General features: G+C 72.0%; 21 protein-coding genes. 11 read left to right on the plus strand and 10 right to left on the minus strand.

Annotated features, from left to right (window positions below; translation table 11 throughout):
* Positions 1-185 precede the first annotated feature (185 nt).
* Positions 186-2,315: a catalase gene (locus ACYVD5_RS20780; protein ID WP_461002772.1), complete on the plus strand. Its 2,130-nt coding sequence runs from the start codon at positions 186-188 to the stop codon at positions 2,313-2,315.
* A 137-nt stretch (positions 2,316-2,452) separates the two neighbouring features.
* Here the strand turns inward: ACYVD5_RS20780 and ACYVD5_RS20785 are convergent, their stop codons facing one another.
* Positions 2,453-2,917, minus strand: coding sequence for a VOC family protein (locus ACYVD5_RS20785; protein WP_461002773.1), 465 nt, complete (start codon positions 2,915-2,917; stop codon positions 2,453-2,455).
* A gap of 43 nt (positions 2,918-2,960) precedes the next feature.
* Positions 2,961-3,464, minus strand: coding sequence for an ATP-binding protein (locus ACYVD5_RS20790; protein ID WP_461002774.1), 504 nt, complete (start codon positions 3,462-3,464; stop codon positions 2,961-2,963).
* 264 nt (positions 3,465-3,728) lie between these two features.
* On the opposite strand from ACYVD5_RS20790, the gene soxR reads away from it, so the two are divergent.
* Complete coding sequence (gene soxR / locus ACYVD5_RS20795; protein ID WP_461002775.1) at positions 3,729-4,268, plus strand: redox-sensitive transcriptional activator SoxR; 540 nt, start codon at positions 3,729-3,731, stop codon at positions 4,266-4,268.
* A gap of 112 nt (positions 4,269-4,380) precedes the next feature.
* Here the strand turns inward: soxR and ACYVD5_RS20800 are convergent, their stop codons facing one another.
* Positions 4,381-5,208: an MBL fold metallo-hydrolase gene (locus tag ACYVD5_RS20800; protein ID WP_461002776.1), complete on the minus strand. Its 828-nt coding sequence runs from the start codon at positions 5,206-5,208 to the stop codon at positions 4,381-4,383.
* Positions 5,209-5,270: 62 nt separating this feature from the next.
* Here ACYVD5_RS20800 and ACYVD5_RS20805 point away from each other — a divergent pair, with 62 nt between their 5' ends.
* The gene (locus ACYVD5_RS20805) at positions 5,271-5,873 is read left to right on the plus strand and encodes a TetR/AcrR family transcriptional regulator (RefSeq protein ID WP_461002777.1); all 603 of its coding nucleotides are present in this window, start codon (positions 5,271-5,273) and stop codon (positions 5,871-5,873) included.
* Between the two features lie 153 nt (positions 5,874-6,026).
* On the opposite strand, the gene ACYVD5_RS20810 is transcribed toward ACYVD5_RS20805, so the two are convergent.
* The gene (locus ACYVD5_RS20810) at positions 6,027-6,575 is read right to left on the minus strand and encodes a hypothetical protein (RefSeq protein WP_461002778.1); all 549 of its coding nucleotides are present in this window, start codon (positions 6,573-6,575) and stop codon (positions 6,027-6,029) included.
* A 205-nt stretch (positions 6,576-6,780) separates the two neighbouring features.
* On the opposite strand from ACYVD5_RS20810, the gene ACYVD5_RS20815 reads away from it, so the two are divergent.
* Together ACYVD5_RS20815 and ACYVD5_RS20820 are read left to right on the plus strand one after the other, a co-directional pair.
* Positions 6,781-7,695 (plus strand): alpha/beta fold hydrolase, encoded by a 915-nt coding sequence (locus ACYVD5_RS20815; protein WP_461002779.1) that lies wholly within the window; start codon positions 6,781-6,783, stop codon positions 7,693-7,695.
* Positions 7,692-8,597 carry an SDR family oxidoreductase gene (locus tag ACYVD5_RS20820; protein WP_461002780.1) on the plus strand — a complete coding sequence of 302 codons (906 nt, stop codon included), beginning with the start codon at positions 7,692-7,694 and terminating at the stop codon, positions 8,595-8,597. Before ACYVD5_RS20815 ends, ACYVD5_RS20820 begins: the two co-directional genes overlap by 4 nt.
* A 32-nt stretch (positions 8,598-8,629) precedes the next feature.
* Here the strand turns inward: ACYVD5_RS20820 and ACYVD5_RS20825 are convergent, their stop codons facing one another.
* Entirely contained in the window at positions 8,630-9,022 is a 393-nt protein-coding gene (locus ACYVD5_RS20825; RefSeq protein ID WP_461002781.1) for a VOC family protein, read from the minus strand.
* Positions 9,023-9,141: 119 nt separating this feature from the next.
* Here ACYVD5_RS20825 and ACYVD5_RS20830 point away from each other — a divergent pair, with 119 nt between their 5' ends.
* Positions 9,142-9,855, plus strand: coding sequence for a YdcF family protein (locus tag ACYVD5_RS20830; protein WP_461002782.1), 714 nt, complete (start codon positions 9,142-9,144; stop codon positions 9,853-9,855).
* 24 nt (positions 9,856-9,879) lie between these two features.
* Here ACYVD5_RS20830 and def read toward each other — a convergent pair whose 3' ends face one another.
* Entirely contained in the window at positions 9,880-10,560 is a 681-nt protein-coding gene (gene def, locus ACYVD5_RS20835) for a peptide deformylase (protein WP_461002783.1), read from the minus strand.
* A gap of 129 nt (positions 10,561-10,689) precedes the next feature.
* Entirely contained in the window at positions 10,690-11,133 is a 444-nt protein-coding gene (locus ACYVD5_RS20840) for an SMI1/KNR4 family protein (RefSeq protein ID WP_461002784.1), read from the minus strand.
* Positions 11,134-11,578: 445 nt separating this feature from the next.
* Here ACYVD5_RS20840 and ACYVD5_RS20845 point away from each other — a divergent pair, with 445 nt between their 5' ends.
* Both ACYVD5_RS20845 and ACYVD5_RS20850 read left to right on the plus strand, forming a co-directional pair.
* A complete protein-coding gene (locus ACYVD5_RS20845) occupies positions 11,579-12,553 on the plus strand; it encodes a hypothetical protein (RefSeq protein WP_461002785.1) in 975 nt (324 codons plus the stop codon).
* A 114-nt stretch (positions 12,554-12,667) separates the two neighbouring features.
* Entirely contained in the window at positions 12,668-13,957 is a 1,290-nt protein-coding gene (locus tag ACYVD5_RS20850; protein ID WP_461002786.1) for a sensor histidine kinase, read from the plus strand.
* Between the two features lie 22 nt (positions 13,958-13,979).
* Here ACYVD5_RS20850 and ACYVD5_RS20855 read toward each other — a convergent pair whose 3' ends face one another.
* Positions 13,980-14,546: a TetR/AcrR family transcriptional regulator gene (locus ACYVD5_RS20855; protein ID WP_461002787.1), complete on the minus strand. Its 567-nt coding sequence runs from the start codon at positions 14,544-14,546 to the stop codon at positions 13,980-13,982.
* Between the two features lie 82 nt (positions 14,547-14,628).
* Here ACYVD5_RS20855 and ACYVD5_RS20860 point away from each other — a divergent pair, with 82 nt between their 5' ends.
* The 3 genes from ACYVD5_RS20860 (at position 14,629) to ACYVD5_RS20870 (ending at position 17,073) form a co-directional block, all read left to right on the plus strand.
* Complete coding sequence (locus ACYVD5_RS20860; RefSeq protein WP_461002788.1) at positions 14,629-15,576, plus strand: TIGR03564 family F420-dependent LLM class oxidoreductase; 948 nt, start codon at positions 14,629-14,631, stop codon at positions 15,574-15,576.
* Positions 15,577-15,625: 49 nt separating this feature from the next.
* On the plus strand, positions 15,626-16,285 hold the full coding sequence (locus tag ACYVD5_RS20865; RefSeq protein WP_461002789.1) for an MBL fold metallo-hydrolase: 660 nt from the start codon (positions 15,626-15,628) through the stop codon (positions 16,283-16,285).
* A gap of 143 nt (positions 16,286-16,428) precedes the next feature.
* Positions 16,429-17,073: a response regulator gene (locus tag ACYVD5_RS20870; RefSeq protein WP_461002790.1), complete on the plus strand. Its 645-nt coding sequence runs from the start codon at positions 16,429-16,431 to the stop codon at positions 17,071-17,073.
* 6 nt (positions 17,074-17,079) lie between these two features.
* Here ACYVD5_RS20870 and ACYVD5_RS20875 read toward each other — a convergent pair whose 3' ends face one another.
* The gene (locus ACYVD5_RS20875) at positions 17,080-18,951 is read right to left on the minus strand and encodes an AMP-binding protein (protein WP_461002791.1); all 1,872 of its coding nucleotides are present in this window, start codon (positions 18,949-18,951) and stop codon (positions 17,080-17,082) included.
* A gap of 137 nt (positions 18,952-19,088) precedes the next feature.
* Positions 19,089-19,868, minus strand: coding sequence for a sporulation protein (locus ACYVD5_RS20880; RefSeq protein WP_461002792.1), 780 nt, complete (start codon positions 19,866-19,868; stop codon positions 19,089-19,091).
* Between the last annotated feature and the right edge of the window lie 53 nt (positions 19,869-19,921).

Consider the following 19,921-nt stretch of genomic DNA (forward strand, 5'->3'; position numbering starts at 1 on the left):
CTCTACCCGCGCCGCTCCCGCCGATCACCGAACCCGCACCGCCTGTGCCGGGCCCCACAGCCGCCCCGCTGCCGCGTTTGGCCGCGGCGCCTGTGGTCAGCGGGCGCCACGGGCGCACCAGCCGCCGGGCGCGCCCGCAGCCACCGCCCGCGGCCCGAGCCGACGCAAGCAGAAGGGGCACCGCCATGTCCGAGTTCTCCCGCGACCAGTCCGCCCGCACCGAGGCGGCCCACGGCGACGAGAAGGACCGCCAGCTCGCCGGAGTCCGCGACCACTCCCAACAGGCGCTGACCACCAACACCGGTGTGCGCGTCGACGACACCGACAACGCCCTCAGCGCCGGGGAGCGCGGCCCCACCCTGATGGAGGACTTCCACTTCCGCGAGAAGGTCACCCACTTCGACCACGAACGCATCCCCGAACGCGTCGTCCACGCCCGCGGCGCCGGCGCCTACGGCCACTTCCGGGTCTATGAGTCGCTGGCCCGCTACACCCGCGCCGACTTCCTCACCGACCCCGGCCTGAGCACCCCGGTGTTCGTGCGGTTCTCGACGGTGGCCGGCTCGCGCGGTTCGGCCGACACGGTGCGCGACGTCCGCGGTTTCGCCACCAAGTTCTACACGCGCGAAGGCAACTACGACCTCGTCGGCAACAACATGCCGGTCTTCTTCATCCAGGACGGCATCAAATTCCCCGACTTCGTCCACGCGGTCAAACCCGCGCCCGACAACGAGATCCCCCAGGCCCAGTCGGCCCACGACACCCTGTGGGACTTCGTCGGGCTGCAGCCCGAAACCCTGCACATGATGATGTGGCTGATGTCGGACCGCGCGATCCCGCGCAGCTACCGGATGATGCAGGGCTTCGGCGTGCACACCTTCCGCCTGGTCAACGAACGCGGCGAAGGCACCTTCGTCAAGTTCCACTGGAAACCGCTTCTGGGCACGCACTCCCTGGTCTGGGACGAGACCCAGAAGATCGGCGGCAAGGACCCCGACTACAACCGGCGCGACCTGTGGGACGCCATCGAACGCGGCCAGTACCCCGAATACGAGCTGGGGCTGCAGCTGGTGCCCGAGTCCCAGGAGTTCGCCTTCGACTTCGACCTGCTGGACCCGACCAAGATCATCCCCGAGGAGGTCGTACCGGTCACCCCGGTCGGCAAGATGGTGCTGGACCGCAACCCCGACAACTTCTTCGCCGAAACCGAGCAGATCGCCTTCCACACCGCCAACGTGGTCCCGGGCATCGACTTCACCAACGACCCGCTGCTGCAGGCCCGCAACTTCTCCTACCTCGACACCCAGCTCATCCGGCTGGGCGGCCCCAACTTCCAGCAAATCCCGGTCAACCGCCCCATCGCCGAAGTCAGCAACAACCAGCGCGACGGCTACAACCAGCAGGCGGTGCACCGCGGCCGCACCAGCTACTTCCCCAACTCGCTCAGCGGCGGCTGCCCCTACCTGGGCGAAGCGCCCTACAGCCACTACCAGGAGCGCGTCGACGGCGCCAAGATCCGCAAACGCAGCGACAGCTTCAAGGAGCACTACAGCCAGGCCACGCTCTTCCTCAACAGCCTCGCCGACTGGGAACGCGCGCACCTGACCTCGGCGTTCCAATTCGAACTGGGCAAATGCGAAACCACCGCCGTGCGCGAACGCGTCGTCGGCCACCTCAACCACATCGACCACACCCTGGCCGCCGAGGTCGCCCACGGCATCGGTGTCGACCCGCCGGCCACCGAAGCGGCCGCCAACCACGGCCGCTCCTCACCGGCCCTGAGCCAGGCCAACTCGCCCACCGACACCATCTACTCCCGCCAGATCGCGGTCCTGGCCACCGACGGCGTCAACGCCGCCGAGGTGCTGCGGCTGCGCGAGGCCATGGCCGAACGCGGCGCGCAGGTGGAGGTGCTGGCCCCCCACGACGGGCGGCTGCGCTCCACCAACGGCCAGACGCTGGGTGCGGACCGGGCCATGCACACCGTGGCCTCGGTGCTCTACGACGCCGTTGTGGTGGCCGGCGGCGCCGCCTCGGCCGCATCGCTGGCCGAGGACGGGTTGGCGCTGAACTTCGTGGCCGAGGCGTTCAAACACGCCAAGCCGCTGGCCGCCTTGCACGAAGGCGTGGGCGTGCTGGAAGCCGCGCCGCTGCCCCGCCTGCGGCTGGCCGGCGACGGCGACACCGCCGCAGTGGCCGACCAGGGCGTGGTCACCCACCGCGGCGGCGACCCCGGCGAGTTCTACGCGGCCTTCGCCCGGGTGCTGGCGGGCCACCGCGTATGGGACCGCGACACCGCCCGGGTGCCGGCCTGAACGGGGCCGCCCGACGCGCTGATGACCACGGAGGAATGCCCGGTTCCAGCGCTGGGACGGGCATTTCTCCGTGATCGCCACCGCCCGTATACGCGGGCACTGCCCGCGCGGGTGCCGGAACCGGCGGCGGGCCGCGGTCAGGACTCCGAGCCGGGGGCGAAATGCTCCGCCGCGGCCTGGGGGTCCAGCGCGTCGGCATTGAGCTCGTTGAGGCTGTACCAGTTGCCGAAGGGGTCGCGGAAGATCGCCTCGATCCCGTAGGGCACCTCGTAGGGCTCCTGCAGGAACTCCACGCCGCGCGCAGCGTACTGGGCGTGGGTGGCGCGGCAGTCGTCGGTGTTCCAGGCGCCCCCGCTGAGGGCGCCCGCCGCCACCAGCCCGCGGATGGCCGCGGCGGTCTCGGCGTCGTGCATCGGCGGGCCCGGCACCGCCAGACTCAACTGGAACCGCGGATCGGCCGGCGGGGTCACCGTCAACCACCGCATACCGTTGTCCATCCGCAGATCGAACAGCTCGTTGAATCCGAGCCGGTCCACGAAGAAGCTTTTGGCCTGCTCGTAATCGAACACGAAAACGCTGGCCACACCCATTCTGGTGATCATCGTCCGCCCTTTCCGCGGTGCATCCCCTACCCCTGCGGCGATGCTAGCCCGCCGATGCCGCGCCGGGTTCGAGCTCGCACCACACGGCGTGGCCGCGCGGGTCGGGCGGCGCTGTGGAACCGCACCGGCCGTTGCACAAGGTGTACACATAACCCAGGCCGCGCCCGTTCTCGGCGGCGCCGTCGTCCAGCGCGGCGGGGTCGATGCGGGGCAGGGTGGGCCGGCCCGGGCGCGGGCCCATGTCGGCGACCTCCAGGCGCACCTGTGCCGAACGCAGCCACAGGCAAGCGGTGAAGATGCCCCCGGGCAGCCCCGAACGGGAGTGGCGCACCGCGTTGGTGCCGATCTCGCTGGCGCACACCAGCAGGTCCTCGACCATTTCCGGGGGGTGGTCGAAGGGGCAGCGGCGCAGGCACCGGGCGACCCAGTCGCGCATGGCCCCCACGCTGGCGGCCTGCCCGGCGAAGGCGATGCGGTGGTCGGCCGCCTCGGTGGGCGCGATGGCGCCGGGAGGGCCAGACCCCGCACCCGCGGTCGTGTTGTGCACGGCTCGGTCTGCTCCCCCGGTTTCGCACGCGCCCGGCGCATCCGCGGCCGGTCTGCGGCGGTGAACGCCGAGGCCGCGGGTGCGGTATCCCAATATCACCCAGGGCCGATGGGCGTGCAAGCGGTATGCGCCAAGTCGCCGCACCCGCCTGCGCACCGGCCGCGCCGCGCCCGGATGCCGCCGCGGCCCTGCAGTGGTTTCGTTTCCGCCGTCGGCACCGGTTAACCTCAAGCAGGGTTGATGTTGTGCGATGGGAGGCAGCGAATGTCGGGCCAGCCGTCGTGGAAGGCCAAAGAACTGACCGTGGGCCAGGTCGCCGAACGCAGCGGGGTGGCCGTCTCCGCCCTGCACTTCTACGAGCGCAAAGGGCTGATCACCAGCCGCCGCACCGCCGGCAACCAGCGCCGCTACCGCCGCGACACCCTGCGGCGGGTCGCCTTCATCCGGGTCGCCCAGCGGGTGGGCATCCCCTTGGCCGACATCCGCGACGCGCTGGGGTGGCTGCCCGAGGCCCGCACACCCACCCGCCAGGACTGGGCGCAGCTCTCCCAGACCTGGCGCGACGAACTGCAGGACCGCATCGCCCAACTGGAGCGGCTGCGCGACGACCTCACCGACTGCATCGGCTGCGGCTGCCTGTCGCTGGAGCGCTGCGCGCTGTCCAACCCCCAGGACCGGCTCGCCGCCCAAGGCCCGGGCCCGCGCCGGTTGCTGACCGCCGCGGCCCAGGAGTCCGCCGCCGCCGAGAACGCGGCCGGTGGCGACCCCGGCCCCGGCGACGGGCCGCAGGGCGGCTGCTGCTGATCCGCGGTGCACCGCCGGCCCTGCCCGCGGCGCCGCCGAACGCGGTGGCGGCGGCGCCGCGTGGCTGCCGGCCGGCACGCTCTCCTGCGTCCGGGCGCGGCGGAGTCCCCGCCTACGTTGCCAGGTCCAGCCATCGCCCGACGGCCAGCACGTGCGCGCGCCCTCGGGCGTGCGCGCGGAACGCGTCCTCGGGGTCGGCGACCTCGACGTAGCCCGCGATCTTGTCCGGCACCTCGGCTTCGTAGTGCATCGGCACTGCGTAGCGGGCGCCGAGGATCTCCGCGGCCGCGGCGGCCTGGTTTGGGTCCATCGCGGCGGGCAGCGGGCTGGGCGGCTGCAGGTGCGGCGCGTCGACCACCGCGCCGTTGGCGGGCAGGAAGACCGCGTCGAACGGGCTGAACCGGCGCGCGATGCGCCACCAGTAACCGTGGAACATCGTGTCGCCGCCGTGGAAGACCCGCTGCCCCTCGGCCTCCACCACCCAGTTCAGCTGGGGGTCGCCCAGCCCGTCGACGGCGGGGACCGCGGTGACGCGGAAGGGGCCGGTTTCGCGGGTGGACCAGGCATCGACGGCCTCGGCGGCCAACCCGTGCAGGGCCAGTTCGCGCTCGGCCGGCAGCGTTGTGACGTTGTCGGTGTCGTCGCCGTGGCCGGGCGCCGGCCGCAGCACCGGCGCGCCCGGTGCCAGCGCGCCGGCGAGCGCGGCGGCGTCGGTGTGGTCGCGGTGCAGGTGGGTGAGCAGTGCGGCCCCGGCCGTGCCGCTCGGTGCCGCCAGGCCGCGGCCGGGCTTCCATCCCGCGAACAGCGGTGAGAGGTCCTGTACGTAGTCGATCACCAGCCGCCTGGTGCCTGCTTCGATCTCCAGTCCGGCCCAGCCCAGCCGCCGTACCCGCATGGTGCGCTCCCTTGTCCTGGTTGTCCCGTGTTCGGTGGTTGCCACAGAACTTATCGTACGACCGTTCGCTAAATCAATGGCGAACGCACGTACGCTATAGTTGTTCCATGTCACCACGACGCTCAGCGGCCGAAGCCCAGGCCACCAAGGGCCGGATCCTCGGCCGCGCCGCCGAGATCGCCTCCGAGGAAGGCCTGGAAGGCATCACCATCGGCCGGCTCGCCGAAGAGCTTCAGATGAGCAAGTCCGGGGTGCACAAGCACTTCGGCACCAAGGAGACACTGCAGATCTCCACGCTGGACAAGGCGTTCGTGGACTTCTGGCACCGGGTGGTCGAGCCCGCGCTGGCCGAGCCGCCGGGGCTGCGGCGGCTGCGCGCGGTGTGCGCCAACTCCGTGGGCTACCTGGAAGCGCCGCTGCTGCCCGGCGGCTGCCTGATGACCGCGGCGCTGACCGAATACGACGGCCGCCCCGGACCGGTCCGCGACGCGGTGGCCGAGGTGTGGTCGCGCTGGCGGCAACGGCTGCGGGCGGACCTGGCCGCAGCGGTGGACAACGGCGAACTGCCCGCCGCATTCGACATCGACCAGGCGCTGTTCGAGATCGTGGCCGCCGGTCTGGCCCTCAACGCCGACATGCAGCTCCAGCACGATGGGGCGGCGCCGGGCCGGGCCCGCCGCGCGATCGAACGGGCCTTGGACCAGTTCTGACCGGCGCCCGGGCGGGTACCGTACCGGCCGAGGACGCGGATGCCGCGGCGCGATCCGTGCGACCGGAAAATGCCGCGAGCGCTGCGGGCCCCCGGCGCCCCTGCTGCGGCCGGCCGGATCGCACACGACGCGCAGCGGGCGCGGACCGGTGGGCTATCCGCGCCCGCGCAGCGGATGCAGTTCGCCGGGGTCGGTGATGCGGCGCAGCCGCGCCGGGCCCGGGCCCGGCGCGGGGGTGAACACGCGCACCAGCATCCCGCCGCCGGCGTGCGCCGCCGCCACCCAGGAGTGGGAGGTGGACAACACGGTGCAGGCGCATTCGCGCCCGTCCAGGGCGAGGGTGCGGCTCGACCACACGGCGTCGGCGGGCAGCGCCAGCGACTGCGCGGCGCCGGGGTCGCGGGAGCGGCGCTCCATCAGATCGCGTTCGCCGCAGAAACCGCGCAGCTCGCGCTCGGCGCCTTCGGCCGGCGCGGTACCGCTGCGGCGGGTGGCGATTTCCAGATCCGGTCCGGTGTCGGGGCCCTCGGGCGTGGACCCGAAGTCGACCACGGCCTTGAGCAGCCCGCCTGTGCCCGGCTCGGTCGCGGTGGAGCTGATGCGGCCCCGCCGGGTCCCGCCCACCGGGGCATACAGCGGCACCGCCGCCAGGATCGCCTCAAGGGTGAGGTCCCGGCCCTGCTCCTGGTCCCGCTGATCCATGGAACAGCCTTTCCGGACAGAGGGTGCGGTGCGGCCTGCGATTCTAGCGGCCGGTGCCCGCGGTGTCCCCGCATCCGCGCGGTGCGGCGGCACCGCCGCACCGCGCGGATGCGACACGACTCTTCCAACAGCCATTGTCATGGTTTAGGCTCGGTTGCCACCCGACCCCGCCGCCGCCCCGGCCCGGTCCCAGGAGCCGCCGACCATGCCCACCCCGCCCGCCCCCCGCCGCACGCTCACCGTCCGCTCCCCCGACGGCACCCGCCTGCACACCGAAATCCACGGGCCGCCCGATGCCCCCGCCGCAGTCCTCGCCCACGGCTGGACCTGCTCCATCCCCTTCTGGCACCCCCTCATCACCCGCCTGTCCCACCGCATGCGCCTCATCTGCTACGACCAGCGCGGCCACGGCCAAAGCCAAGCCCCCCGCGCCAGCGGCTACCACACCACCGCACTGGCCGACGACCTGCTCGCCGTCATGGACGCCACCCTGGCCCCCGGCGAACGCGCCGTCGCCGCCGGCCACAGCATGGGCGCCATGACCGTGCTGGCCGCCGCCGACCGCCCCCGCTTCGCCCTGCGCACCGCCGCCGCCCTGCTGGCCAGCACCGGCCCCAGCGCCCTGCCCCAGACCTCCCGCGTCATCCCCGGCGGCGACCGCTTCCCCCGCGCCACAACACTGGCCCACCGCCTCCTGCTGGGCGCACCGCTGCCGCTGGGCCCCCGCACCCGCCTGAGCCGCGCCGCCCTGCACTACACGACCATGGCCCCCGGCGCCGACCCCGCCGCCGTCGAGATGTGCACCCGCCTCATCCACGCCGCCCCGCCCCTGCCCCGCGCACGCTGGGGCCGCGTCCTGGCCCACCTCGACCTCGACCGCGGCCTGAAACGCCTGCACACCCCCGCCCTGCTCATCGCCGGCACCGCCGACCGGCTCACCCCCATCACCCACGCCCGCCGCATGGCCCGCCTCCTCCCCGACTGCCGCGGCCTCATCGAACTCGACGCCACCGGCCACATGAGCCCCCTGGAAGCCCCCGACACCCTCGCCCGCGCCCTGGCCGGCCTCGCCGATGCCCACCTCGCCCCCGCCCGCCCCCAACAGCAGGAGCCCGCATGAGCGGCCCCACCCACCCCGCCCTGGCCGGCAAGACCGCCGTGGTCACCGGCGCCGCCCGCGGACTGGGCCGCATGCTGGCCCGCCGCCTCGCCGACCAGGGCGCCCACCCGGTGCTGGTCGGCCTGGAACCCGACGAACTGCGCGCCGCCGCCCGCGACTGCGGCCCCCGCGCCACCCACTACGAAGCCGACATCACCGACAGCGCCGCCCTGCACCGCATCGCCGCCGACATCCAACAGCGCTGCGGCGGCATCGACATCGTCGTGGCCAACGCCGGAATCGCCACCGGCGGCCCCTTCACCGACACCCCCGCCCAAGCCTTCGACCGCGTCATCGAGGTCAACCTCCTCGGCAGCATCGCCACCGCCCGCGCCTTCGCCCCCGCACTCATCGCCAGCCGCGGCTACCTCCTCCAGGTCGCCTCCGTGGCCGCCCTGGCCCCCGCACCGCTCATGGGCGCCTACTGCGCAGGCAAAGCCGGCGCCGAAGCCTTCGCCCACGCCCTGGCGCCCGAACTCGCCGGCCACGGCGTCGGGGTGGGGGTGGCCTACCTGAGCTGGACCGACACCGACATGGTCCGCGGCGCCGACAGCGACACCGCGCTGCGCCGCATGCGGGCCCGCCTGCCCTGGCCGCTGAACCGCACCGGAGCCCCCGAACCCGCCGTCGAACGCCTGCTGGCCGGTATCGCCCGCCGCCGCCTGCACATCTACGGCCAAGGCTGGCTGCCCGTGCTGCAGAGCGTGCGCGGCGCCCTGCCCCGCGCCGTGGCCGCCTTCGCCCCCCGCGAGATCGCACGGCTGCGCCGCGAACTGGAGGCCACCCGCCACACGCGTGCCGCAGCCGTGGGCGCCGGCGGCGCCGCCGATGTGCGCGCCCGCTGCGCCGCACCCGACACCTGAGGCACGCCGCGCGGCGGGGGCGGGCCCGGCGGTCAATCGCGGCGGCGCAGCGGGTGGTCCTCGGGCACCTCCACCACGCAAACGGCCAGACCATCCGGGTCGGCCAGCCACATCTCCACCAGCCCCCACGGTTCGCGCCGGGGTTCGCGCCCGATCACCGCGCCGCGTTCGACCAACTCGGCGCGGGCCCGGCCGATATCGGGCACCTGCAGCCACAACTGCACCGCCTCAGGCTCGGGCGCCCGCTCACTGCGCCCCGACAGCTCCAAAAACCCGCCGCCCAGAAAGAACACGGTCCCGTACTCGCCGCCGCCGGTGGCGAACTCGCGGTAGACCGCCAACCCCAGCACATCGCGGTAGAACGCGCGGCTGGCCGCCAGATCGGTGGGATGGACCAGGACACGGCTGCTGACAACATCGACCATGGCCGCCCCCTACCCCCGCAACGGGGCCAATATCAGCCGATTGGCCCACCACACAGGCCCTGCAGGACCCCGCCCTGGCCCCACCGGCCCAGCTGCGCCGCCGCGCTACAGTGGCCCCTGTGATCCCCGTGACCCCGGTCGATGCCCGCACCCACGCCCTCGCCCGCCGCCTGTGGGACTTCCACACCCTGCCCGCCGCCGACCCCGCACCCGGCCAAGACCTCGTCCTGGTATTGGGCAGCCACGACCTGCGCGTCGCCGACCACGCCGCCCGCCTCTACCAGCGCGGCACCGCCGAGCACATCATCTTCACCGGCGACCGCGGCCGCCGCACCGGCGGCGACGCCACCAGCACCCGCTGGACCGAATCCGAAGCACACACCTTCGCCCGCGCCGCCCGCCGCCTGGCGCCCATCCCCGACTCCGCCGTGCTGCTGGAGACCCGCGCCACCAACACCGGCGAAAACTTCCAACTGGCCCGCGAAACCGCCGCGGCCGCCGGGCTGGCCCCCGCCCGCGCCGTGGTCACCGCCAAGCCCTACATGGCCCAACGCAGCCTGGCCACCGCCGCCCGGCACTGGCCCGAACCGGCCTGGACCTTCTCCTGCTTCGGCGGCGGATACCAGGGCTATGCCAACCCCGACCACACCCGCAGCGAACTCGTGCACTTCCTGGTGGGCGACCTGCAGCGCCTGGCCGTCTACGCCCGCCGCGGCTGGAGCGCCCCCGTCGACATCCCCGACGACGTCTGGCAGGCCTACGGCGAACTCTGCGCCCGCGGGTTCACCGACCACCTCGTCCCCGGCGAACCCGCCCGCCCCGCCGCCCACTGACCCTTCGGGCGCCGCGGGCCCCCGCTACTCCCGGGCCCCGCCCCGGGCCAGCTCGGCGGCCACGGCGCTGCGGCGCGCGAAAACGTCCTCGCGCATGTCCTCCATCTGCCGCAGCACCTTGCGCCGCACCCGCTTGGGCAACCGGTCGATGTACACCTTGCCCTTGGTGTGGTCGGTCTCGTGCTGCAGGCACCGCGCGAAATAGCCGCTACCGGAGATCTCCAGCGCCGCACCATCGCGGTCGCGGCCCCGCACCAGCGCCTGCTCGCTGCGCGCCAGCTCAGCGTGGGGCCCCGGAACCGACAGGCACCCCTCGTCCTCCACCGCCAACTGGTCCCAACGCCCGCCGCGCTCGGCAAGCACCGGGTTGCACACATGGCCCACGTGGCGCACCCCGTCGTCATCGGGGCAGTCGTAGACGAACACCGCCAAGTCCACCCCCACCTGGTTGGCCGCCAACCCCACGCCCTCGGCCGCATACATCGTCACGAACATGTCATCGATCAGCGACGCCAACTCGGGCGAACCGAAATCCGCATCACGCACCCGCCGGCAGGTCCGGTGCAGCACCTCCTCGCCCACCACCGTGATCGCCCGCACCCGGCCCCGGCGCGCCTCAGGCGCCATCTCGGGGAAGGACTCGGCGGGCTCGCCCTGGACACGCACAGGCGCACCAGCGCCCGGGTGGGGAGAGGAGTGCGGCATCGCTGGTCTCGCTCTTTCGTGCTGGGGTGGACACACGCCCCGCACACCGCAGGGCAACACCCGCAAAATAGCACAAAGCAGCAGGTCAACCCGATTCCGTTACCCCACCCCCGCACCCGGCCCCGGCCATCACCGCCACCACCCCCCGCCGTGGCCCAGGCACCGAACCAGGTAATCGCGCAACGACACCGACACCAGCCGCCGCCGGTCGCTCTCGTGGTCCCACACCACCACCCCCGGCCCGTAATCGGTATGCACATAGGCGAACTGCGGCCCCATATCGCTGTCGCCGAAAAAAATCAGCTCATCGAAGGGCGCATACAGCTCCACATAATCCGGCTCGGCACGCATCGCCAGGTTGTCCTCGACCACCCGCCGCGCCGGCCACACCACCGCATCGCCGTACTCGTTGCACACCCCGTCGCATTCACCGAAAAACGACGCCAGCTCAAACGGCAGCGGCAGCTCCAACTCCTTCTCGATCACGGCGACCACCGCCGCATCGGCCGGGTCGGCCAGCTCCGCCTGCGGGTACAGCTCAACGATCAGTTCACGCCACACACCCAGAATCATCACAGGTTGCGCCATTGCACGGGAAACCGGAGCCCGCGAGTCGCCCGATCACCACCGCCACATCGGCGGGAATAACCCCGCCCCACCACCCGTTGCACCCACTGCGGACCGGTGCGGTAGCAAGTGTCCCCCGGGCTCCACTCAAAGCCTTCGCGGAATACCGCGCCCCTGCAGGGGCGGACTTTCGGAACCGCGTTGCGCCACGCGCCGTGAGGCGACCGCCGCACCGGCCCGCACCCAAGCGCCCCCGCCCACCCGGGCGGGGGCGCTTTTTTGTCCGCCCGCACCCCGCCGCACCCCCAAAAACCCGAACCCAAAAAAACCGGCAACGCCCCACCCCGCCCCGGAAACGCCCGACTCCCCGGATGCGTGCCCCCACTGCCCCTGCCCAGGCTCAATGGCCCAAACGGCCCGCAGCCGCACGCGCGCACCCGCGAGGAGACCCATGACCACCACCGCCACCGCCCTGCGCACCCTGGCGGCAACCGCCGCAGCACTCACCCTGGCCACCACCGGCGCCCACGCCACCACCGCAGCCCAACCCGGCTACCCCGGCCACACCACCAGCCGCTACATCACCGCCGACAACACCCCCGCCGACATGCGCCGCGCCGAAGAAGCCGGCTGCCAAGCCGCCACAACCGGCCAAAACGGCCCCCGCATCCTCTTCCTCGGCACCCAAGAAAACGGCGGAAAACTCCGCCACCCCGGCACCACCGCCAGCAGCACCACCCCCCGCATCCCCGCCGATGCCGCCATCGACATCGCCGACGCCTACGCCACCGGCTTCACCCGGTGCAACACCTCCGACACCACCGCCCACCTCGCCCTGGGCGTCAACAACAAAGCCGACGGCAACATCGCCGGATCCCGCGCCGGCAAAGCCTGGGCCCGCATCGTCGACGCCGCCGCCCGCCGCGCCGGCACCCACGACCTCACCGTCACCGGCGCCATCGACGCCGAACCCTCCTGGTCCACCCCCAAGTGGGCCCGCGCCTGGGCTGATGCCTACACCGCCCACACCGACCGCCGGCTCTACGCCGCCAACTCCGCCGGCGGCTGCCCCACCCCCGGCCAGAACACCACCGCCTGCAACAACGGCTGGACCCTCGCCGACGTCCACTACCTGGCCACCGGCGCCGCCCCCACCATCCGGGCCCTGCCCCAGATCTACCGCACCGACGGCATCCAAGCCCGCCAATGGGCCGCCGTCAGCGCCTGGGGCGCCCGCAACCGCGACCGCACCGTCCGCTTCGCCGGCGCCCTGTCCCAACACACCGCCTGCGACCAGCGCGGCGGCTGCACCCGCACCGACAACACCCCCCGCCAGGCCTGGACCCAACTCCGCGACGCCCTCAACGACCGCAAGGCCACCCGCATCGACCACCTGCCCCACGCCACCGACATGCGCTGGCCCTAGCCCCGGACCCGCCATCGGCCGCCGGGCGGGCGTTGGGGAGATGGCACCACCGACCCCGGTCCGCACCCGCCCCACAATGGAAAGGACACCCACCCCGCACGCAAGGACCGCACCATGGCCCACCACACCGACTACCGGCCCCACAGCAGGCCCACCCTGCTCGTGTGGTCGCTGCTGCTTGCCACCCACGCAGCAGCCGGCGCCCTACTGCTGTGCCTCAGCCTCATCGCCGCGGTCCTGTCCATCGCCTGGGTGGGCCTGCCCCTGCTCGCCACCCTCACCCGCCTGCTGCGCGGCCACGCCCACACCCACCGCCGCATGCTCGGCCACCTGCTCGCCGACGGCCCGGTACCCGGCCCCGCCTACCGGACCCTGCCCGACACCCGCCTGCCCACCCAGGTCACCACCCTGATCAGCGACCCCGCCACCCGCCGCGACTACATCTGGCTGGCCGCCAACAGCTCCGCCGGACTCGCCCTGGCCGCCGTGCCCCCGCTACTGGTGCTGCACGGCCTGCACGCCCTCGCCTACACCGTCACCTGGCGCTACTACGACGCGTTCTACGTCCTCTACCCCGTCACCAACCAACTCGACGCCCTGCCCGCCCTGATCACCGCCGGCCTCCTGCTCACCCTCGCCTACCTGCTCACCCCCGCCGTCCTGCACACCTACGCCCGCCTCAACCGCCACCTGCTGGCCCCCACCGAACACGCCCGCCTGGCCGCCCGGGTCGCCCACCTGGCCACCTCCCGCGCCCACACCATCGACGCCCAGGCCTCCGAAGTCCGCCGCATCGAACGCGACCTCCACGACGGCGCCCAAGCCCGCCTCGTCGCCCTGGGCATGAGCCTGGGCATGGCCGAGGAAATGCTCACCGACAACCCCCAAGGCGCCCGGCGCCTGCTCACCGAGGCCCGCGAGTCCACCCGCCAGGCCCTCACCGAACTGCGCGACCTGGTCCGCGGCATCCACCCGCCCGTGCTGGTCGAACGCGGCCTCGACGGCGCCGTACGGGCCCTGGCCGTCACCCACCAGATGCCCGTCACCGTCGACATCGACCTGCCGGGCCGCCCGCCCGACCCCGTCGAATCCGCCGCTTATTTCGCCGTCGCCGAACTCCTCACCAACGCCGCCAAACACGCCCACGCCACCCGCGCCTGGGTCCGCATCAACCACGGCCGCGGACGCATGGTCGTCATCGTCGGCGACAACGGCCGCGGCGGCCTCGACCCCCAAGCCGGCACCGGTATCACCGGCATCCGCCGCCGCCTCACCGCCTTCGACGGCACCATGGCCTTGCTCAGCCCGGCCGGCGGCCCCACCATCATCACCATGGAACTGCCCTGCGACCTGGCCCCGCCGGCCACCGCGCCCGCCGGGGCGTCCCACCAGCAGGCAACCTAGGCCGCCCGCCACCCGCCCGGGCTCACCAGTGCTGCGCCGTCTCGCGCAGCTGCGCGAAAACCGAACCCAGGTGGTGTTCCAGCGTGCGCCCCCGGGAGTCGGCCAGCCAGTTGTCGGTACCGAGCCGGTAGGCGGCCATGGCTGCGGCGGCGGTCACGGCGGCCGAGGCGCGGGAACCTCCCCGCGCGCGCAGCGCACCGGTGATCGCCCATTCGAGGGCGGCCATCTTGGCCAGTTCGCGTTCGCGCAGTTCGGCCCGGGTGTCGAGAATCTGCCTGCGGCGCTGGGCGGCGTCGCGGTGCTGGTCGAACCACTCACTGCCGGCCGCAAGGGCGCCGGCGACCGCCTCGAGCGGGGACCGGTCGGCGGGTGCGGCACCCACCGCTTCGACGACCCCGGCGATGAACCGCTCCTGGTCGGGGAAGAGCACCTCGCGCTTGTCGGCGAAGTGGTTGTAGAAGGTGCGCTCGGTCAGCCCGGCGCTTGCCGTGATGTCGGCGACAGTGGTGCGCTCGTAGCCGCGTTCGCAGAACAACTCGATCGCGGCGCCCTGCAACCGCTCCTGCGCCCCGCTCGGCCATCGCCCCATGGCGCCAGCCTAGACGATTACAGAGACTGCAATCAACGTGTAGAGTGATTGCAGTCCCTGCAATCAGCTGGAGGAGTCCGCAATGACCAGCACCCAAACCCGGATCGGCGTGTTCCTCGGCGGAACATTCGCGCAACAACCGGGCATGGACAACATCGTCGACCGGGCCGCCGAGTTGGCCCACGAGGCGGCGGAGGCAGGCGTACACACACTCTGGTTCGGACAAGGAACGGACTTCGACGCCATCCAACTCGCGGCCCACGCCGGCCGGGCCGAACCCGGCATCTGCGTCGGCACGTCAACGGTGCCGATGTACCCGCGCCATCCCCTACTCGTCGCTGCAGCGGCAAAAACCGCCCAAGCCGCCACCACCGGCCGGATCCGGCTCGGCATCGGACTCGGCGCGCGCAACCTGCTCGAACCCCAATTCGGCCTGCCCTACCCCCCGCAGATCCAGCACCTGCGCGAGTACCTCACCGCACTGCGCCCGCTACTCGACGGCGACGACTCCGCATTCGAAGGCGAAACCCTCGTCTCGCGCCCGGTCATGCCCGCCGCGGTGGCCGGAGCCGCACCGCGGATCCCGATCCTGGCCGCCGCAATGGGACCACGGGCCCTCACAGCCGCCGGCGAACTCGCCGACGGCACCGCGACCTACCTCGCAGGACCGCGCACGCTCGCCGAACGCATCGCCCCGACCATCACCGAAACCGCTGCCGCAGCCAACCGGCCGGCACCCCACATCGTGGCCGGCGTGCCCGCAGTGGTCACCGACAATCCCGCCGCCGCCCGCGCCCACTCCGCCGAGGTCCTCGGCTTCTACGACACCATCCCCTCCTACCAGAAGGTCCTCGCCACCGAAGGACTCTCGAGCGCAGCCGACCTGCTGCTCGCCGGAGACGAGGACACCGTCGCCGCCGGCCTGCGCCGCTACATCGACGCCGGGGCCACCGAAATCATGATCAGCCACACCGGACTCCTCGGCGAACAAGCACGCCAACGCACCTGGGCTCTCGCCCAGCAGCTGTGAAAAAGACCGACACGGCCGACCCCGCACTCAGAAACGGAGCGCAACCGCCATGACACCGCCGACCCCGACCCTCGACACACCGGTCCACGGACTCCGCGCCACCAGCACGGCGCGGCTACCGTTCCAGCACAACGTGCTACTGCGGTCATTCCTGCTGGAACGCCCCTCCGGCAACGTGCTGGTGTACAACTCGCCCGGTCTCACCACCGACGCCGACGCCATCAACGGCCTCGGCGGGGCGGCGCGCCTGCTGATCAACCACGAACACGAGGCGATGTACGGCGACCCCGGCCTCGACGCCGCGGTCTACGTCCACGAGCGCGACAACGCCGCCACCGCCCGCTCGATGCACGTCTCCGGCACCTTCGCCGGCAGGCACCTGCTCGACGACGACCTGGAGGCGATCCCCACCCCCGGCCACACCGCCGGCACGACCTGCTACCTGTGGGACAGCGACACCCACCGCTTCCTGTTCACCGGCGACTTCATCTGGATCGAGGACGGGCAGTGGAAGGCGGTGGTGCTGGACCCGAACCTGCGCCAGGACTACCTGGACAGCCTGGCCCTGGTCCGCGACCTCGACTTCGACGTCCTCGTGCCCTGGGGCGCCACCGAACACGACACCTGCTTCGCCATGACCAACAACGACGACCGCCGCAACCGCATCGACGCGCTCGCCCAACGCATCGCAGCCGGCGCCAACCGGTAGCGCGACCCGCCAAACCGGGCTACCAGCGCCGCGGCGAACCCGCCCCCGCGCCGCACAACCTCCTGGAACAATGGGAACCCTGCGCCCGCCGCCCGACCGCACCCCCGGCGCCGAACCGCCCCCTACCCAGAAGGACCCTTGCCGTGCGCGTTGTCATCGCCGAAGACCTCGCCCTCCTGCGCGACGGGCTCATCCGCCTACTCAAAGCCCACGACTGCGACGTCGTCGCCGCCGTCGACAACGGCCCCGACCTGCACAAAGCCCTCACCCAGCACCGGCCCGACGTCGCCGTGGTCGACGTGCGCCTACCCCCCACCTTCACCGACGAAGGACTCCAAGCCGCCATAAGCGCCCGCGAAACCCTGCCCGGCCTGCCCATCCTCGTCCTGTCCCAACACGTCGAACAGCTCTACGCCCGCGAACTCCTCTCCGACGACCACGGCGCCGTCGGCTACCTCCTCAAAGACCGCGTCTTCGACATCGGCCAGTTCATCGACGCCATCCACCGCGTCGCCGCAGGCGGCACCGCCATGGACCCCGCCGTCATCTCCCAACTCCTGGCCAAACAGGCCGACGACGGCCCCCTCGCCGAACTCACCGCCCGCGAACGCGAAGTCCTCGCCGAAATGGCCGAAGGCCGCTCCAACTCCGCCATCGCCGGACGCCTCTACATCACCGAAAAAGCCGTCAGCAAACACATCAACAGCATCTTCACCAAACTCGACCTGCCGCCCTCCACCGATGACAGCCGCCGCGTACTGGCCGTACTCGCCTACCTCAACCAATAACCCCGATCACTGCCCCCGCGGCGCCTCGCGGCTGCGGTACAACCCCTCGATCTCATCGGCAAACGCCCGCAACACCGCATCACGGCGCAAACTCCCATCGGCCAGCACCAGCCCACCGGCCACCGTGAACTCCTCAGCCAACACGTGAAACGCCCGCACCGCCCACTCGGCCGGCACCGCCTGATTAGCCGCAACCACCGCCGAACGGACCTCCGCCCCCAAGTCCGGATCAGCCGCCAACTCCGGCAACGACATCGACAACGGCCGGTTATTCACCAACCGCCAATACTCCACCTGATCACCCGCCAAGGTCACCAGCGCACTGGCATAAGGCCGCCCCCGCCCGACCACCATCGCCTGCGCCACCAGCGGATGCCCGCACACCCGCTGCTCCCACACCGCCACATGGTCCACCACCACCGGCGCCACAGCACCACCCGGCCGCACCCGATCCCGCGCCCGGCTCGCCTGCACCCGCAACCGCCGCCCCACCTGCACAAACCCCGACTCATCCACACCACCGGCAACACCCGTGGCCAACCACCCCTCCCACAACGCACCCTCAACCGCCCGATCATCACCCCAGTAGCCCGCAAACACACCCGGCCCCCGCACAAACACCTCGCCATCACCCGACACCTGCACCGACACCCCCGGCAGCGCCCGACCCACCGTCGCCGCCCGCCGCGCCTCCAACGACCCCGCCGCGACCGCACCACCGGACTCCGGAGTCCCCCACACCTGCACCAACGGCACACCCGCACCGTTGAAGAACCGATCCAACCGCTCCGCCAACCCCCCGCCGGCACACACCACCAACCGCACCTGCCCACCCAACGACTCACGCACCCGCCCGAACACCCACTCGTACATCGCCCGCGACATCCGGCGCCACGCCCCCTTGCGCGCCGCCTTGTCGTACTCCACCGCCAACTCCTCAGCCACGCTGAACGTGTCGACGTTGTCCCAACCATTGCGCGGCACCGCCGCCCGCTCCGCCGCATATATCTGCTCCACCAACCACGACCGGCACACCAGCACCCGCGGCTCAAACGCCCGCACCGCACGCCGCACCTGCGGCCCCCGCGAAACAAACCCCGCCGGCGCCCCCGCCAACGCACACGCCACCAACGCCGCCAACCCCCCGGCATCCCACAACCCCAGCTCAATCAACACCCGCCCAACCGCAGCACCCTCGCGCCCGCCCCGATCGCGGCGGCCACCCAACCCCGCACCCAACCGCTCCACCAACGCCTCGGCCGCAGCCAGCACATTGCCGTGCGTCAACACCACACCGCGGGTCCGCACCACCGTGCTCACCGGATACACAATCGCCGCAACATCCTCGCGCGCCTGCTCCTCACGCCGGAACCGCACCGCCGTGGAATCCATATAGGCCCCCGGCCGCGCAACATCCTCCAACCCCTCCTCATCCAACCGCCACACCCGCGCCACATCCGCCAACTCCCGACCCAACCCGCTCACCGTCGACGCATGCCGCCCATCCTCCAGCACCACCGCCGCCGGACGGCAATCACGCAGCACATACTCCAACCGCTCGGCCGAAACCCCCGGCCACACCACCACCGCCACAGCCCGCACCACCCACGCCGCCAACACCAGCAACGCACAATCCACCCCACCGCGCGAAACAACCACAACCCGGTCGCCCGCCCCGATACCGGTCCCGATCAGCCCCTTGGCCACCGCCGCGATCTGCGCCGAAAAGTCCCGCGACGCCAACGGCTCCCACGACACGCCATCAGCACCCAACCCGACCAGCACCTCATCACGCGCACCGCCATCGCCCCACTGGTAAGGCACATCGCCCAACCCGCGAAGCCGCGCCCGCCCGCCCGCACCCAACGACTCCGCCATCTGCGACATCTCCTTACCGCCGACGCCCCACTGGCGACAGCACCACTGTGCACAACTCACGCGAATGCGCCCTACTGTGCACGCAAATCTCACCTCCCGGCAACCCGCAAATCCCACCCATCGTGCCTACCGATGAGTTAACCTTCGCCCTCCCCACCGGCCACCGCCGCAATCCGGCCGTCCAACTCCCCCACCAAGTCCCGCACCCCCACCTCGTCGTGAGCCACATCCAACCGCACCAACTGCGAACGCGCCTCGCCCAACAACCCCCGCCGCCCAACATCCAACGCCACCGAGCACGAACGCTCACCGGCCACAAACACCACCCCCAACTGCTCCAACCCCTCGTAACGATCCCCCACCCCGCACACGAACTCCTGATAAAACGGCAACCCCTGACCGCAATCAGGCACCCGCCCCCGCTGGATCCCCACACGCTCCAACGCACACCCCAACTCCGCCAGCGCCCCGGCAACCGCCTCCTGCACATCCAGCGCCTGCACCGACACCGGATCGAAATCCCCCGGATCCACCCCGCCGGCCACATGCACCCGCGTATTCACCCCCACACTCATCCCCCACACATCACGCCCCGCCACCCGCGTAAACGGCGCCTCCCACGGCACCGCCAGCTCGAACGGCACCACCTCCTGCACACCAGCCCCCAGATCCACACCCTCGGCAACACACGCCCGAGCGAACTCCAGCTCGACCTCGTGCTCCACCTCGCCGCGCGACTCCGCAGCCCGCGCACGCAACCCCAGGCTCACCTCCTCAATGTGCTGAGTCACCGAACCACCCTGCAGGCGCACCTCGCCGGTCACCGCACCCCCCGGAACCACCGGCTCCGACGCCAGCACGGTATCCACACGCGCACCGCCGAAGCCCAGCCCCGCCAGCAACCGCTCGAACGCCATTACATGCCCCTTTCACAACACACGGAAAAAACACCGACACCATCAAGACGCCC

This window comes from Streptomonospora sediminis (assembly GCF_054778995.1).